At 47.3% G+C, this 14,762-nt stretch carries 18 protein-coding genes; all 18 read right to left on the bottom strand.

Translation table 11 applies throughout. From position 1 onward, the window contains the following. Positions 1-3 precede the first annotated feature (3 nt). The 18 genes from sctI to sctN all read right to left on the bottom strand — a co-directional run bounded on the left by sctI (position 4) and on the right by sctN (position 14,510). Positions 4-342, bottom strand: a complete 339-nt coding sequence (sctI, locus tag TI10_RS06440) for a type III secretion system inner rod subunit SctI (RefSeq protein ID WP_049582499.1) — start codon at positions 340-342, stop codon at positions 4-6. Between the two features lie 75 nt (positions 343-417). Further along, positions 418-984, bottom strand: a complete 567-nt coding sequence (locus tag TI10_RS06435; RefSeq protein WP_049582498.1) for a YopR family T3SS polymerization control protein — start codon at positions 982-984, stop codon at positions 418-420. Continuing rightward, positions 977-1,330 carry a YscG family type III secretion system chaperone gene (locus TI10_RS06430; protein ID WP_080984998.1) on the bottom strand — a complete coding sequence of 118 codons (354 nt, stop codon included), beginning with the start codon at positions 1,328-1,330 and terminating at the stop codon, positions 977-979. The genes TI10_RS06435 and TI10_RS06430 overlap by 8 nt, the downstream gene beginning before the upstream one ends. A gap of 2 nt (positions 1,331-1,332) precedes the next feature. Continuing rightward, complete coding sequence (gene sctF, locus TI10_RS06425) at positions 1,333-1,587, bottom strand: type III secretion system needle filament subunit SctF (RefSeq protein WP_049582496.1); 255 nt, start codon at positions 1,585-1,587, stop codon at positions 1,333-1,335. Next, positions 1,580-1,792, bottom strand: coding sequence for an EscE/YscE/SsaE family type III secretion system needle protein co-chaperone (locus TI10_RS06420; protein ID WP_049582494.1), 213 nt, complete (start codon positions 1,790-1,792; stop codon positions 1,580-1,582). The genes sctF and TI10_RS06420 overlap by 8 nt, the downstream gene beginning before the upstream one ends. Continuing rightward, a complete protein-coding gene (sctD, locus tag TI10_RS06415) occupies positions 1,789-3,060 on the bottom strand; it encodes a type III secretion system inner membrane ring subunit SctD (RefSeq protein WP_074524828.1) in 1,272 nt (423 codons plus the stop codon). Before sctD ends, TI10_RS06420 begins: the two co-directional genes overlap by 4 nt. After that, positions 3,057-4,910, bottom strand: coding sequence for a type III secretion system outer membrane ring subunit SctC (gene sctC, locus TI10_RS06410; RefSeq protein ID WP_279615316.1), 1,854 nt, complete (start codon positions 4,908-4,910; stop codon positions 3,057-3,059). The genes sctD and sctC overlap by 4 nt, the downstream gene beginning before the upstream one ends. Then, positions 4,898-5,320: a YscB family type III secretion system chaperone gene (locus TI10_RS06405; RefSeq protein ID WP_049582493.1), complete on the bottom strand. Its 423-nt coding sequence runs from the start codon at positions 5,318-5,320 to the stop codon at positions 4,898-4,900. Before TI10_RS06405 ends, sctC begins: the two co-directional genes overlap by 13 nt. A gap of 14 nt (positions 5,321-5,334) precedes the next feature. Then, positions 5,335-6,171: a T3SS regulon anti-activator ExsD domain-containing protein gene (locus TI10_RS06400; RefSeq protein WP_049582491.1), complete on the bottom strand. Its 837-nt coding sequence runs from the start codon at positions 6,169-6,171 to the stop codon at positions 5,335-5,337. Between the two features lie 114 nt (positions 6,172-6,285). After that, positions 6,286-7,104 (bottom strand): helix-turn-helix transcriptional regulator, encoded by an 819-nt coding sequence (locus TI10_RS06395; protein ID WP_049582489.1) that lies wholly within the window; start codon positions 7,102-7,104, stop codon positions 6,286-6,288. A 747-nt stretch (positions 7,105-7,851) separates the two neighbouring features. Further along, the gene (gene sctU, locus TI10_RS06390) at positions 7,852-8,907 is read right to left on the bottom strand and encodes a type III secretion system export apparatus subunit SctU (RefSeq protein WP_049582487.1); all 1,056 of its coding nucleotides are present in this window, start codon (positions 8,905-8,907) and stop codon (positions 7,852-7,854) included. Further along, a complete protein-coding gene (gene sctT / locus TI10_RS06385; RefSeq protein ID WP_049582486.1) occupies positions 8,904-9,692 on the bottom strand; it encodes a type III secretion system export apparatus subunit SctT in 789 nt (262 codons plus the stop codon). Before sctT ends, sctU begins: the two co-directional genes overlap by 4 nt. Continuing rightward, complete coding sequence (gene sctS, locus TI10_RS06380; protein WP_049582485.1) at positions 9,689-9,955, bottom strand: type III secretion system export apparatus subunit SctS; 267 nt, start codon at positions 9,953-9,955, stop codon at positions 9,689-9,691. The genes sctT and sctS overlap by 4 nt, the downstream gene beginning before the upstream one ends. Positions 9,956-9,957: 2 nt before the next feature. Continuing rightward, positions 9,958-10,611: a type III secretion system export apparatus subunit SctR gene (sctR, locus tag TI10_RS06375; RefSeq protein ID WP_049582484.1), complete on the bottom strand. Its 654-nt coding sequence runs from the start codon at positions 10,609-10,611 to the stop codon at positions 9,958-9,960. Continuing rightward, positions 10,608-11,537, bottom strand: a complete 930-nt coding sequence (gene sctQ, locus TI10_RS06370) for a type III secretion system cytoplasmic ring protein SctQ (RefSeq protein WP_049582483.1) — start codon at positions 11,535-11,537, stop codon at positions 10,608-10,610. The genes sctR and sctQ overlap by 4 nt, the downstream gene beginning before the upstream one ends. Continuing rightward, positions 11,534-12,715, bottom strand: a complete 1,182-nt coding sequence (locus TI10_RS06365; protein WP_049582482.1) for a type III secretion system needle length determinant — start codon at positions 12,713-12,715, stop codon at positions 11,534-11,536. The genes sctQ and TI10_RS06365 overlap by 4 nt, the downstream gene beginning before the upstream one ends. Positions 12,716-12,726: 11 nt before the next feature. Further along, positions 12,727-13,188 (bottom strand): type III secretion protein, encoded by a 462-nt coding sequence (locus TI10_RS06360; protein ID WP_049582481.1) that lies wholly within the window; start codon positions 13,186-13,188, stop codon positions 12,727-12,729. Then, positions 13,188-14,510, bottom strand: coding sequence for a type III secretion system ATPase SctN (gene sctN / locus TI10_RS06355; protein WP_049582480.1), 1,323 nt, complete (start codon positions 14,508-14,510; stop codon positions 13,188-13,190). The genes TI10_RS06360 and sctN overlap by 1 nt, the downstream gene beginning before the upstream one ends. Between the last annotated feature and the right edge of the window lie 252 nt (positions 14,511-14,762).

Genomic DNA, 14,762 nt, shown 5'->3' with positions numbered 1-14,762 from the left:
TCCTCACTGGGCTTTCATTAAAGTTTCAACGTTTTGATTGAGTCGTCCTACCGTTTTGGCAATCAGCTCTTCTTGCAGGGTGATCCGCATCAGAGACCACTGCATTTGCATCAGGCTGTTAGGATCGTTGCCAGAGACGGCTAGCTGTGCTTCCAGCTCCTGTTTCGCCTGAGTAAATTGTTGCCTGAGCTGACCCAATTCATTGATCAGATTGTTTTCAATCCCCTGATCTTGATTGGACATAGCGTGTTCAAAACTCGCAATATTTTCGGCACTAGCCTGAGGTGTATTAAGTTCATCCAGGCTGGTGATCAGTGTCTCACTTATCTGTGGTAGATCCATTGTTCCTCCAAACTTGAGGTGTGTTGAGTTTATCTAGGTTGTCTATCCTTGTTTCATGGTGTTGTGGTTGATCCATTATTCTTCCAAATCAGGTTTATGTGAGTTCCGCATCAGGTTATCTACCATACCGTTACGGGGGATCAGCGTTTTTAACTCCCGCTGGATAAGGTCACTCAAGTACTCATTGCCGGGAATAGCCTGAATCTGGCCGAGGACCTTGAGAAGAACCGTCTCTTGTTGTCGACCTGTGGGGGCGAATTCACGAACAGTCTTTCTAAGTTCAGGCATATCCAATGGTGGTTTGACATTGCCTGTTAAGCCACCAAACTGCGACCATAGCTGCTCTTGTACCGGAGCGATCAGCTTGTCTTCTAACTGAGCACGTTGGGTGGGCTGTTTATCAGGCGATAAAGACTGATACCACTGCCATATCACTTTGCGTTGTGTCGCTGGATCAAAATCGCCTAAAACGTTTTCCAGCACTTCTCCCTGTAGCCAGCGTTGCTGGCGCTCTTTTAGCATTTTCTGATCGGGCGTGGTTTCCAGTGCCCGCTCAAAGCTGTGCTGGTGCCCAGAGCTAACCGAAGGCTGTACCGTTGGTTGCGACACGGTGTTATAGGATGGCCCTTCAATCCTATCCATGAGCCAGTTGTTCCCGCATGCCGTCAACAAAGGAGAGCAGTTGTGGATCGTCGCTGCCTGCCATTCGCGTCAGTCTTTGCTCCAGGGCTGATGCCAGTCCCAGACGCCACTCACACAAAGCTAACCAAGGTTCCAGACTGGGCCAGGGAAGGTCTCTGCCGAAATCCAGAGCCTGTTGATATTTGCCTTGGTTCGTCAAAGAAGAGAGCCGAATCAGGTTTGCTGCTTCTTGTCCTTCTTCGTTTGACATCAGCCAGTCGGCAATGATATTGGCTTCGTCATGGCAGTGATGGCCGCTTCCAACCAGAGCGATATCTGCCAGTAGCCCTTTGAGTGAACGTGTCATGATTAGATCTTCTGTAATATTCCCTGCATCAGGTCTTTCATGGACCGGGTGACAGTGGAGTTAATGTTGTAGATTACCGACCACTTGTTGATTTTATGTTGCAAATCAGCTAGCAAAGCCGGATTATCAGGCCCGTCCTTGAGGGCGGCGATTGCGTCATTAACGTCGGAGTTAGCTGTGTTGGCTTGGGTCTTAAGCTGTTCAGCAACTTTATCGAGAGTATTAACTGTCTTTGCGGAAGTAAAAATTTCAGCCATGATGGTTTCCTTCTGTTGTGTTAAGTATTGTGATTGCAGCTTGGATGGCATCAGCCTCCAGTTGCCATTGTTGGTATTCTTGTACTGAACCGCCGCGCCTCAGGCGTTGTTTGATATCGTTCAGCGCCTGAGCGAGACGGTGTTGCATTTCGTTGACATAAGTGGGATCAGCACCAAACAGTCGTGCTTCCAGGGATGTCATCATGAAGCTGGGCTCCTGTTAAGTTTGACGATAAATTGTTGTCCGCCCTTGATAATAACAATCGCATCTTGACGGATGGCTTCGATTCTTAAACCATTTTCTGTGGTTGCTCCAACCGGATAACGCAGGTTGTTTTTGAGTACCACATAGGGTACACGCCCGAAGGAAACGGCCCGGACGTCGAAATTGAGTTCGTCATTGCGGGTGAGCTGCTTATTATTTAGTAATACCAGTGTTGGCCGGCTGCCGAACTCTTGTTTAAATACCTGCTGTAAGCGGTAGAAGTTATGCGTCTGGTGCTCATCCAATTGACCAGTGAACTCGATACGATCATTTTTATCTTTGTAGATCAGTGTGTCGGGTAAATCATGTTTAGCCAATAACATATCCAGTCGCTTGAGGTGATTACCGGTGAACTTGGTCTTGTTTTCTATGCCCAGTAAGCCTGGAACATCGCGTTTGAGTAGTGACTCGATATCGTTCCATTGCTGGCTGGTATCAGTGACTTCTCCCATAAGGCGGACCCAGCCGGGTTGTTTGCCATTACTGCTCTGGACTTGGGCATAGCCTAATTTTTGTAAAATGAAATCCACCCCCTGACGTAACTCTTCCATAGTACGTAACTCCAACCGATAACTGAGAGAGTGAGTATCAAGATACTGTTGCAGCGCCAGCCGTTGTTGATTGAGGTCCACATAACCTTTGAGTAGTAGCGGCCCATGATCGGGCATCATGTGTACACTCACCTGACGATAGGCTGAGCCGTCATTGAGAAAACGGCGTAGCTCTTGCTCGGCGAGGCCATTGGACATGTTGCTCCTTTGCCATCCTTCATGTCCAAGCAGCGCCAGAAGACCGAGTGCCAGTATCAGGCAAAGTATTAACATCCCGCCTGCTACCCGGCTACGATTTTGGCGGGCAGGGCGCTGGCGTGGTGCAGCCGTCGGTTCAGCGAGTTGGTTTGGGAATGCATGTTGTTGGTCACAAAAAGCCCACAATAACGGGCCAGCCTCCTGACGGGCCAATGCTTGCAATGTGGCGCCCGCTGATAGCGGTTCGCTATTCTGACTTGGGGCGACTTCACCGGCCCATTCCAACAGGCGAATTGAATCTGGTTCGACTTCTAAGATCAGATGCACAGGAGCAACATCTTCATCCACCAGAACGATATCTGCCTGTAGGGGGTCTGAGCCGATGGCTAAACGCCCCTCAGCTAAATTGACCTCAATACTTTTATTCAGTCCGCGGTAAAAGCGAATTTTCCAACTCATCTGTTCGCCTTATTTTGCGCACGAACACACCAGGTTTCCTTCAATGAACATTGTTGTTCAATGACTCGCCATCCATAAGTGTTACCCATTCGGCATGAGGAGAGATATGAGCTTTTACCGGCTTGTCGTAGGGTTTCCTGTACTTGACGGGCCGAGGATAATGGTTGGCATTGTGCACTCGCCAATGCTTTATTCAGCGATAAGCTCTGATTAGAGATATCTTGCGTTGCCAGCAATTTAGGACGGAGATCTTGCCCGTTACCGAGAGCGAGATAATGGGCTATCCCACTATCAATCAGACGTGGTTCAATAATAAATAGCCGTACTGATCGCCGAACTTGCTCGCTGGTGTTGCGAAACAAAACCCCCAAATAGGGGATATCGCCTAAAAATGGCACCTTGCGTGTTATTTGACTCATTTCGTCGCGGTAGATGCCGCCAATCAGCAGACTTTGCCCATGTCCAACTCTGGCGACGGTATCGACAACGGTTCGGCTGATGGTCGGGATGCCATCCGGTCCTGAGCTATTAGGTTTCTGGTTACCATCCTCAATATGCAGGTCTAAACTGATTTCAGGAGAATCTCCGACTTGGATGACTCTAGGGATCATGCGTAGCATGGTGCCATAGGTAAGGCTTTTAAGTTCGGCAACCCGTTCACCATTCACTTTCACGTAGTAGGTTTCATTGTTGTCAATGACGGCTTGCGTATTCTCCTGCGTTAAAAGCGTTGGGCGGGAAATCACCTGAGCGCTTCCTTTACTTTCTAGCAAAGTGATTTTGGCGAGCAAGTAATCCAGACCACGGCGATCAACCAGACTACCTAATGCGGCTGAGCCGATGCTTTCGCCTTTTTGCTTGCCCTCCTTTTTTTCCCCAGCGGAGGTGGTGATATCAATAATATGACGAGGCCCAGTGTTGATGCCGACTTGCCAGTCAACACCCAGTTCTGAAAGGTTGTTAGCGTCGATATCGACGATGGAAAGAGCAACTTCAATCCGGGCAGAGGGTTTGTCCAGTGCGTTGATCAAATGGGCGTACATGGACATTCTTTCTGGGTTATCCCGTACAATAATGGCATTTAGGGAGGGTTCCGCTTGCACGACAGCACGGCTTGAGTAGCTCCCGCCCATAGGAGAAGATGATGCTTCGCCAGTAACAGCGGCCACATTGGTATCACTGAGCAGACGGGAGAGAATGGTGGCGATGCCAGGCGCCTCAATACTGGTGTCACGATATTGGATCTTGCGATCGACCACCGAGGCGTATTTGAGCGGGAAAATTTCCACGGTCAAGGCGCCGGTTTTTTCGCTACGCAGCAATGATTGCTGTTCCAGTGCAGATGCTGTCTGATCAACCAGTTCGAGATAACGGGGAGGGCCTGATACGTAAACCAGTTGGTTGCCTGGATCAGGACGCCAGCCAAAGCGCGGTTCCCAAATACCGGAGCGTTTCAGAGCTTGTTGTAGCTCCGTTGCGTTAGTTTGTTCAAGCTTAAGCAGGCGCGATTGTATTTCACTGTTTTTGAATACATACAGCACGCTCCCGTCGTAGTACCAAACCAGATTATAGAGAGAGGATAAATGTTGCAGGAATTCCTGCGGAGTGTCCTGTTCAAAATAACCGTTAACCTGATCGGTCACCTTATCACTGACAACCACTGAGGCTTCATAGTTAGCGCCGAAATTAACCAGTACATCCCGCAAGCTTTCTCCTTTTGCCAGATAGTGATAAGGCGTAGGAAACCAATCCAGATCTTGGCTATAAGCAGAGGGAAGCATCACACCGCTGATACTCAACGACAACAGTAAGGAACGGCACAGCCGTTGGAACGGTTTCATGGCTGCCATATTGCCTGTTTCCATTGAGGTGCGGATTGGGTTTCCGACAATAAGGTCATGATTTGTTCCAGTAGTTCGATGTGCAGAGTTAACATCTGTTCTAGTATTTGAACATCCAAACTACCAAGGTTAAGGCGTGCTTCCAGAATAAGATTCTCTGATTCATCCAAGGTCAGGGCGTGGGGAGCTTGGCGTCCCCAACGCGTGACCTGTTGCAATAGTCTTTTCAGTAATTCAGCGCCTGACGGATCTTTTGGGTTATGACGCCAGCTTAGCGGGCTGGATAACACAAGTTCAGTTCCCTGTTGGCGAAGAAATAGGTTGTAGTTATCAATGTGCAAATGGTAATGCCCTTGTCTATCGGAAACAAAAGGCTTCTGGCCCAAGCGACTGGCCAAATGATTGAGTAGAGTTTGCATGTTTCCTCTAATAATTAGGTCGTCGTCGATTGCCAATAAAAACTGTCCTGCGGCAGACACAGAACACGGGCGCAAAGCCATTTTTGCAAGTGAATGGCCGACTGGCTGTCATGCTCTAAAGCGGTTAGCCACGTCCAACAGGATGACAGCGCTTCGGGAACCGGTGTAAAAGCGGTTAGGTCGCTGCCAGCCTGGAGTGCGTCCAGCCCGGTAAACCAGTTGGGCCATGCTTCGCGAGCCTGGGTTTCCGTTGTCAACAGCAGTTTTTCTAATAGTTGTTTGCGTTGGTTAAGCGCTGTTTGCAAAGATATAACCTCTTGATGATGTTGTTCCCGGCATTGAGATGAGATGTTTTCAGCTTGCTGCCAAAAATGCGCTTTAGCACGCAGTTGCCGCTCTTGGATCTGTAACTGATCAAATTCAGTGAACCAAAAATCTATCTCTGGCTCCAACAAACGGAGCCACCAGTCAAATAGCGGCTGTAATACCCAATGCTGTAAAAGATGTCTATCAGCCAAGTTTATGCGATCACCCAAGACCTTATTCCAGTCACATTCCGGTTCTGCCGCCGCTCTGATGAGCTGTTGTAGGTCATCACGCCGCAAAGCTTGTCCGCAATTTAACCGTCTACGAAACCAAACGGACTTCATCAAGCTTTCCAACAGATGTCTGGGTAGCAAGCGTTGTAATAAAATAAACTGTTGGCTATTAATAATGTCTCTATTCTGATACTGAATAGCCGATGATTTTCCGAGTAACTGATCCCGGCGTGGAATTCCCGACTGCATAACAGAGATCTTGCGGCCGAGAAACATGCTGGTTCGAGTCTGATTATGTTCTTGCTGGCTCATGCTATGCTCATCTTGCTGCTAGTCACTCTTGTCGATTAAATTAGGAATAGCCTTATTTTATCTGTCAGGCCAATGGTTAACTTGTAAAAAACGTCAGATTATTTTAGCCCATCGTTACTCTTTGCCATACCTAGCCCGACTGGGGGTGCAATTAAAGCGCCTCCGATAGCTTTGAGTGAAATAAGATTGGCTGGAGAATCCCGCTTCCATTGAAATATCAACAATACTCATCTCACTGTTGAGTAGGAGTTGGTGCGCATAAAGAATGCGGCGTTCACTGATCCAGGCGCGTGGTGATATTCCGTATACTGAACGGAACAACTCCTTGAAGGTGGTTAATCCCATGCCAAATTCTTTAGCGAATTCACTGAGTTTCCACTCCTTAAGGTAGTGGTTTTCCATAAAACTCTGCAAACGTTCCACTTGGCGGTTGCTCAATTGTCGTAATACTGACATGAGCAAAGTGCCTTGTTCTCCAAATGCTAATAGCAACAACAATTCTTCTGTTCTGAGTTGACCCAATGCTGCGGGGTAATCATGAGCCAGTAGATCGACCAGCCCATTTATACTTTGAGATAACAGAGGCGATGAGGTAAGTGCGATTAATTCGGGTGTTGGCATATTGTGCCGCTCGACCTCACTGAGCAAAGTACCAAAACGTTGCAGAAAACCGTGGAGAAAAGTGGTACTCAGAGGCAACCAGAGTAACTTACAGGTATCACTACGCGTTTTTGCTGCATAACTGCCACGACGAACAAAAAGCAGTTCGTTGTGGGAGATATCGTAGGTATTGGTACTATCCTGCCATGTCATTTCACCTTCGAGCAGGATATATATCCCTTCCTGAGGATGTTCTATAACGTTAAAGGCAGGCATGCTACGTTGGAATAGCGAGATATCCATTCCCTTCCCTGATGTTGTGATGCCGTTCATTCTATTGTCCTGGACCTGTTGGTGTATGTCTTAAAAATACAAATCACATTATTATTATTAATAGATATTTTCTTTGGTTTCGCTGTCTGAAGTAGACAGGAAGAATAGTTTATGTATTTAACCTGATGGTTAACTATAGCACCTTTTAATTAAAATGGTTTTTACTCGTGGGCCTATTATGTTCCTTGGTCCAGATACCGTATTATTCTCACGTTTTATAAACACTTTATAAACGAAGAGTGAAAAGCGATCAATTTTTCACACGATAACGATTGCTTATAAATTTCGCACCCTGAGTCATAAACCGAGTCTTTTGTCTTGATTGATATTGATAGTTATCTCCTTATTATTCAGACAATCTATTGGTAATTCAGAATATGTTAGTAATTGTAATGAGTAATGGCTAGGGTAATATTAACGAATCAATAGCTATAGAAGTCAGCGCAAAGTGAAATTCAAATAGCTACGCGTAATATAAATCACTTATTAATAAATTCAATCTGGTTTCAGCTATTTGATCAATCGATAAAAACATAAAATCAACCTAACCGAATTGGATTGTTTATTACAATATTGTTTAAGTAATGTTGGGTTATTAGCAGTAATTTTTATTTATATTAAATTTGTTGTTATTATGTAGTTGAATCGTAATAATTAAGAAACAAATCTGAATTATATTTCATTTGTATTGAACATTGGCGAAATATTTTAAACGCCAATGTTCAGTTCGTATATGCTAGGGGCGAGTTACGGCTCAGGAGCACGATCTTGCCACTGCTCTAGCCAGCGTAAGACTTCTGCGGTAGCTTGGATGAGATCGGCAGGAATATAGTGGTCGATCAGGCCATCCTGATAAAGCGCACGAGCCAGAGGAATCCGTTGTAACACCGGAATACCTTCTTCTTCGGCAATACGTCGAACTTGTAGGGCCTGTGCATCGGTGAACTTGAGTGTGATAAGAGGTAACGGTGTTTCCCCTTTCTTATAACGGATACCTACCGCAATGTGAGTTGGGTTGGCGACGATCACTGATGAGTTCTTGACGCTAGCGCGCATGTTGCTTGATTGTAATTCTTGGTGAAATTGGCGTCGTTTGCTTTTGATCTCTGGGCTGCCTTCACTCTCTTTATATTCCCGTTTAATCTCGTCTTTGCTCATTTTAAGCTGTTTAATATGTTGGTAGTGTTCAAAGGCATAATCGGCAATAGAGATTACGATAAGCCCCATACCACATACGGTCATGAGCTGGGTTAACATGATTCCGAGTACAGGGATAATACATCTTTCCCCACATTCCGGTAGGTTCAGCAGCGCTTGTAAATTGCCTGCCAGCGTCACCCAGACCAAGGTACAGAGCAGCCCCACTTTGAGTATCGATTTGATGAATTCCACCAGACTCTTGATAGAGAAGATTCTCTTAGCGCCTTCAACAGGATTGATCTTCTTAATATCTGGCTTGATGGAATGTCCACTCAGTAGAAAACCGTATTGGGCGAAGTGTGAGGTCAGCGATAGCAGAGCGGAAACGCCCAGAATTGGCAGGCAGAGGTAGACCAGCTCCTGCATCAAGTTTTCAACCACATGGTTTAAGGCTTGGGGAAAGGGTTTATCTAGCAGATCAGCCGGGATCAGCATCAGTTTACTCAGATGCTCCAAATAGTATTCAGACATGACCATCATCATGCCGATTAACCCTAAGATTAAAGAGGTAGAGACGACTTCGTTACTTTTGGTTACTTGGCCTTTCTTCCGGGCATCTCTGAGTTTCTTCGGGGTGGGTTTTTCTGTCTTTTCTCCACTCATGGCGCCTCCAGAATAGGGATTAACATGCGTACTGGGGAGAGAATTAATAGCACCTTATCATAGGCATGATGCATCAATAACTGGATATAGATAACCAATAACAGGCTGGCAATTGCGCTTTTGATCGGCATTGCTAACACGAAAACGTTGAGAGAAGGAGCGAAACGGCTAATCAGAGCCAGCCCGAACTCTGCCAGAAACATGGCAATTAACAAGGGAGCCGCCATTAGGGCGCAGAGTTGCAGCAGATAACTAAACTGGCCGTAGAAAAAATGCAGCCACTGGTTGGTAATTTGAGGGAAAAACTGTGTTACCGGCCAACTGTTATAACTCTGAAATAGGGCGCCAAGCAGACTAAGAAAAGCGCCGCCGGAGAAAAAAAGTGTGATTAGCGTTTGAGTTAATAACAGACCTGTGGGTGAGGTTTGGCTTCCCAGGGAAGGGTTGAGCACTGACGCCATTGTTGCTCCCCGTTGGTTATCTATAATAAAACCGGTGGCTTCCATCGCCCAAAATGGAATCGAAGCGATAAAGCCAATGAGCAAACCAAGCAGAACTTCCTTACCGAGCAACAGCGTCAACTCCAGGCTACCTAATGTGGGCAACTGACTGCCTGCTACTGTTGGGTAAGCATAAAGGGCCAATGAGCAAGCGACGCCGTTGCGGATTAGCCCACCACCTAGCATCTGTTTGCTGAGCACAGGAAATATCACAAAGCAGCTCATGATGCGAGGTAACAACAGAGTATAAGCCAGCATTTGCTGTTGGAGCTCTGGTAGGGTCATTTGATCAGCGGCACCTTAAGAAAGGTCATGTTGGCGAAGCTATAGAGTTCGTTGCCAAGCCAGGTGGCTGTAGCGAACAGGGTGATAATGACCGCAACTAATTTGATGACAAAACCCAATGTTTGTTCTTGTATTTGGGTGAGCGCTTGGATCAACGAGACCAATGTTCCCACTGCCGCAGCCATGAGTACCGGCGGCAGGGAAAGGATTAACACTAACCAGAGAGATTGGCTGGTGAAATGCAAAATATCGGCATTACTCATATTCAATCTCCATAACTGATGACAAGGCCGTGTGTCAGGCGTGTCCAGCCATCAAGCAGGACAAATAACAGTAATTTGAAAGGAAGAGAGATAGTCATTGGAGAAACCATCATCATCCCCATTGCGAGCAGAATGTTAGAAATAATGAGATCGATGGCAATAAACGGTAAATAAAGAAGAAACCCGATTTCAAAAGCTCGGGTTAATTCACTGACGGTAAAGGCGGGCAACAGTATCAATAGGCTGTCTGGTTCTAGCCGATCTGCGTACTGGCTTGGCCAAATTTGTCGGGTACTGTCGATAAAGAAAGTGCGTTCACTGGGCTTAATATGTTGTTTGAGAAAATTCCGGTAAGGTGTCAGTCCCTCTTCCACAAATTTCTCTACTGATTGTGCATTGCTGAATGAAACCTCATTTTGGCGCAGGTAATCTTGAGTGGCGAAACCTACTGGAGCCATCACATAGATAGTGAGGATAATTGCCAATCCGTACATAGCCATGTTAGGTGGGATCTGTTGTACGCCCAATGCGTTACGCAGTAAGGAGAATACCACGGCCAGTTTGAGAAAAGAGGTCGCCATCACCGCAATAAAGGGAAGCAGAGACAGCAACGCCAGACCGATGATGAGATCCAATTCGTTCGGTAGCTGGATCATGGTTGTTTCTCCACGGAGAGATGTTCGACTCTTACCCCCAGACGCCCCTCAATATCCACCAATCGCCCTGAGCCCAGGCATTTCTGATTAACGAGAATACGTACTTCACCATCTGAAGGAACACCAAGATCGAGTAATGAACCGGGTTGCAGGCTGGTGAGTGTCTGTAGATCCAAGGTCTGACGACCCACTTCGAAACTGACATGGACCTCCAGATCGTTTAAGTCCGTTACTGGCAGAGTGTTGTCAGAACCGTCAGAAGAGGGGGTGTGCATAGTGATTAACTCCAGTGTATGGTCATGGGATTTAAAGTAGGCCCAAGGGCGTCCTTCCAGATACGCTAATAAAGGGGCATCTGGTTGTTGCTGTGGGGGCAGTAGCAGCACATCCCCTGATTCCAGGGTGCGAAATGCGTCTAAAGTCAAGGTTATTGCCCCCCATTGCAGAGAGAGTCGTAATGGAATAGACAGATGCTCGCCAGGTTGACGTTCTGGCAATATGGCAATTAAGGGGGATGGTTCTGGCAACCAGAGCGGCAATATGGTCCCCGGCCGTTCAAGGCGTAGTCGCAAGCAAGCTGACAAAGGGTGTCCTGACACGGTACGCAGTGCTGACCATGACAGAGTGGGTAGAATTTTGCTCTGGTATTCCAGTAGTGCCAGCAGCAGATCTTGAGGGAGCGAGGTCAGATTCGCTTGTTGCAGATCAGGAGCAAGCCACAACGCTAGCTCGGCTGCATGGCAATAAAAGGAAAAAGTTTGCCCCTGCCAATGGGCGATCAGTATCCTGTCCAACGTTTGTGGCGGGAATGCCACATCTAGGGAAAGATGGCTATTATCCCAACTAAATTGTTGCTGGTGGCGACTCAGGGTTTGATGCAGCGTTAATTCTTCCAATGAAACTTTGGATAAGGTTAGGTCATTCATGCATCTTTTTTCCATTCTTCATATACGCTGCGACGTTGACGCGATCCATGTTCACCATCCGTTTGAGACGGAAGGGATAGTTCAACAGTTTGTGTTGGGTAAAGAAGTTGTAGACGTTCAATCAGTTCAAAGCGTGCCTGTTTCAGGAGTTGTTGAGCTGCCGGATTCGCCAAAATTTCGATTTGAAGTTTGCCGTGTTCGTTAGTGAGTTGGATCTCAAGCGCCCCCAGGCTAGGGAGTGTCAGATGTAATGTCGCCGGACGCTGCTGTGTCAGGTCGATATTGATCTCCACGCTCAGTTTATCGATCAACGCTTCCAAAAGAGGAGATATAGTTGACGTTGCTTGCATCGTGGCGAGGATGCGCTCTCCTGGCAGGAGCGGCGCTTGTGGGATGAAAGGTGTTTTCCCGTCTGATCCGCCAGAGTAAGAGGATTGAGAATCAGACTCTTTTGGCTTTGCTACCAACAAATGGTAGGTCTCGATTTCAGCTAGTGTTTTTCTTTCCGCAATGTTGATGTCGTTGGCATGGCGGGCAGGTATAGGTAAAGTCAAATCTGTTTGTTGATGAGGAGTAGCACTGTGTTGTGTGTCTGGCTGAGATGGTGATCGGCCGGGTGTTGTTTGCATCCCTGTATAATATGCTGGTTCATCGTTTGCGTCTTGCAGTACAGGAATGTCGGTTGTGTCAGGATCGGAAGTCACAGTGATATCAGCCGGTTTTAGGCCAGAATCAGACAAAGCATTCAGGTTCGACTGACGTGTTGGGATTTTGGATGCTGACAGAGACTCTCTTATCTCGCTGGCGATCTCACTAAGATGATGAACAGAGTCCGATAAGCTTTTTTTCTGATTTTGAGGCCGCACAGGTATGTCATGGCTTGGTAATGGTAAGGCTTGCCTGCGCGGATCATCAATTGCCAGAATTGTCGGTTGGGGAGAGTCGGATGAGGGAAGCTCCTCATCTGAGTTATGTGTGGCATGTTGATCTGCGGTTTTACTATTTGTCGTCGTGTTAGTTAACGGTTGTTCCGTCCGCCGTGTAGTTGACTGGCGTGCGTTGGCGGCGTGAGAGGTGATAGCTAGCTCGAAACGACGTTGCAAATCTGCGTCTGCCTCTGCGGGGGACGACGTTGGGAGGGAGGAGACACCTTTGCCGATAGCTGTCAGTGGGTTCATACTCTTCTGTTTTACACTCTTTCTTGGCGATGGAACTCTTCTTGTTCCAGCTCTTCCTGGTATTCACCTTGGGCACGGATCGCCTCCTGTTGCTGACGACCCAATTCATTAAATTTTTCTTGCTGTTGGCGTGCGTGGTGCAGTACACGCTGACACTCTTGTAATTGACGGAGTTCCTGCTCCACTTTTTCTTTCATTTCAGCCGCTTGTTTTTCCAGTTGTGCTTCATTTTCGCGCAACAAGGCAACTTGTTGTTGCCAGCGTTCAAGGCCTTTGCGGTCGATTGGTTGGCCCTGACACAGTTCAAAAAGCCGTTGTTCTTCTTCTATTCGCCATTGACAGTAATCTTGCAAGGTTTGCAAAGCCTGTTGATGGTGTTGACGGGCCATTTGCAGTTTCGTTTGTTGCAGAGAAAAATGTTTTTCAGCGCGTTCGACGCGTAAGGCTTTTATACGTTGTAAACGGCTAATCATTATTTTGTTATCTGCTGTAGTAGCGCTAAAGTTTGCGGTAAATCACTTGGCTCATGAGTGCCTTGGCGTAACCAATTACGTATTGCTTCAATGCGTGCAATGGCAGTGTCGGCAACGGGATCTTGCCCCTTTTGGTACTCGCCAATCTGCAACAAAAGCTCTACTTCTTCATATTTAGCCAACCAGTTGCGCAACAGACCGGCTTGAGCCTGATGTTCAGGGGTGACAATTTGATTCATCACCCTACTGGCGGAACGTAACACATCAATAGCTGGATAGTGGTTAGCCGCAGCCAACTTGCGTGACAAGATAATGTGACCATCAAGGATAGAACGGGTCTCATCTGCCACAGGTTCTGTCATATCATCGCCTTCCACCAATACGGTATAGAGGGCAGTAATCGAACCTTTGTCGGATTGACCGGCACGTTCCATTAACCGTGGCAAGGCAGCGAACACTGACGGGGGATAACCACGTCGGGTTGGCGGTTCGCCGGCAGCTAAACCTATTTCTCGTTGCGCTCGGGCGAAACGAGTCACGGAATCCATCAGTAGAAGTACACGTTTGCCTTGATCGCGAAAATATTCAGCGATTGACGTGGCGACAAACCCTGCTTTAGCTCGCTCCATTGCCGGGCGATCTGAAGTCGCGACCACCAGCACTGAACGTTTTAATCCCTCTTCACCGAGATCCGATTCGATAAATTCTCGTACTTCACGTCCACGTTCACCGATGAGCGCCAGCACGGTAACATCAACTTCGGCACTACGAATCAACGTAGATAGCAGCGTACTTTTTCCGCCGCCAGCCGCGGCAAAAATCCCCATACGTTGACCTTCACCACAAGTGAGTAAGCCATCAATAGCGCGTACGCCGAGTGAAAGCGGGTGTTCAATCCGTTTACGACTCATGGGAGCCGGAGCATCCCGATAAACCGGATACCAAGCTTGTGGTTCCGGCAATTGGCCGCCGGAAAACGGATTACCTAGCCCATCAAGGACCTGTCCTAATAGGTAATCACCCACGCCAACTTGGTGCATGGCTCCGGTTGGACTGACTTCAGTATTTGAAGAGATGCCAAACATTTCACCAAGCGGCGTTAACAAGGCTTGATGTTGTTGGAACCCAATCACCTCCGCCAAAAGCGACAGCGTGTTGTCAGGATTGCGTAAGTGACAAAGTTCACCTATCCGTACACCGGGAATAACGGCTTTAAGTAGTGTACCCGTGACCTGAGTAACCCTGCCGCGGATTTGAATTAGCCGGCATTCATTAATGGCGTGGCGCATTTGGCCGGGAATATGGTCAAGGGAAAGCTTCATGATCGTTTATATAACCTCTGCTGCGAATACTATAAAGAAGGGAGAGGGGGAGGGATTGCAACCTGAGTCGGGAGTTTTTAGAAAATGGTTGGAGTTTGCCTAGATGTTCTCTGCTTTATCGGTGAGCTTTCCTATTTTATCCACGGCGTATTGTTCATGTTTGATGAGCTTTACACTGGCTTAATGAAACTCTGCCTTGAGTGACGGCGGATTTTGCTAAAAATTCACGACTGATTTTGGCATAGGCACAGG

Source organism: Photorhabdus luminescens subsp. luminescens, assembly GCF_001083805.1.
Taxonomy (GTDB): Bacteria; Pseudomonadota; Gammaproteobacteria; order Enterobacterales; family Enterobacteriaceae; genus Photorhabdus; species Photorhabdus luminescens.
Note: the sequence above shows the minus strand (reverse complement) of the source record. Positions and strands in the feature narration are given on the sequence as shown.

Excerpts from the sequence above, each read along its gene's own strand:
- TI10_RS06420 (WP_049582494.1), bottom strand. The coding sequence starts at position 1,792 with ATGATGACATCCCTGGAAGCACGACTGTTTGGTGCTGATCCCACTTAT.
- TI10_RS06365 (WP_049582482.1), bottom strand. The coding sequence starts at position 12,715 with ATGAACCCACTGACAGCTATCGGCAAAGGTGTCTCCTCCCTCCCAACG.
- TI10_RS06435 (WP_049582498.1), bottom strand. The coding sequence starts at position 984 with ATGGATAGGATTGAAGGGCCATCCTATAACACCGTGTCGCAACCAACG.
- sctQ (WP_049582483.1), bottom strand. The coding sequence starts at position 11,537 with ATGAATGACCTAACCTTATCCAAAGTTTCATTGGAAGAATTAACGCTG.
- sctU (WP_049582487.1), bottom strand. The coding sequence starts at position 8,907 with ATGAGTGGAGAAAAGACAGAAAAACCCACCCCGAAGAAACTCAGAGAT.
- TI10_RS06400 (WP_049582491.1), bottom strand. The coding sequence starts at position 6,171 with ATGAGCCAGCAAGAACATAATCAGACTCGAACCAGCATGTTTCTCGGC.
- sctN (WP_049582480.1), bottom strand. The coding sequence starts at position 14,510 with ATGAAGCTTTCCCTTGACCATATTCCCGGCCAAATGCGCCACGCCATT.
- sctT (WP_049582486.1), bottom strand. The coding sequence starts at position 9,692 with ATGACCCTACCAGAGCTCCAACAGCAAATGCTGGCTTATACTCTGTTG.
- sctR (WP_049582484.1), bottom strand. The coding sequence starts at position 10,611 with ATGATCCAGCTACCGAACGAATTGGATCTCATCATCGGTCTGGCGTTG.
- sctF (WP_049582496.1), bottom strand. The coding sequence starts at position 1,587 with ATGGCTGAAATTTTTACTTCCGCAAAGACAGTTAATACTCTCGATAAA.
- sctI (WP_049582499.1), bottom strand. The coding sequence starts at position 342 with ATGGATCTACCACAGATAAGTGAGACACTGATCACCAGCCTGGATGAA.
- TI10_RS06360 (WP_049582481.1), bottom strand. The coding sequence starts at position 13,188 with ATGATTAGCCGTTTACAACGTATAAAAGCCTTACGCGTCGAACGCGCT.
- TI10_RS06395 (WP_049582489.1), bottom strand. The coding sequence starts at position 7,104 with ATGAACGGCATCACAACATCAGGGAAGGGAATGGATATCTCGCTATTC.
- sctD (WP_074524828.1), bottom strand. The coding sequence starts at position 3,060 with ATGAGTTGGAAAATTCGCTTTTACCGCGGACTGAATAAAAGTATTGAG.
- sctS (WP_049582485.1), bottom strand. The coding sequence starts at position 9,955 with ATGAGTAATGCCGATATTTTGCATTTCACCAGCCAATCTCTCTGGTTA.
- TI10_RS06430 (WP_080984998.1), bottom strand. The coding sequence starts at position 1,330 with ATGACACGTTCACTCAAAGGGCTACTGGCAGATATCGCTCTGGTTGGA.
- sctC (WP_279615316.1), bottom strand. The coding sequence starts at position 4,910 with ATGGCAGCCATGAAACCGTTCCAACGGCTGTGCCGTTCCTTACTGTTG.
- TI10_RS06405 (WP_049582493.1), bottom strand. The coding sequence starts at position 5,320 with ATGCAAACTCTACTCAATCATTTGGCCAGTCGCTTGGGCCAGAAGCCT.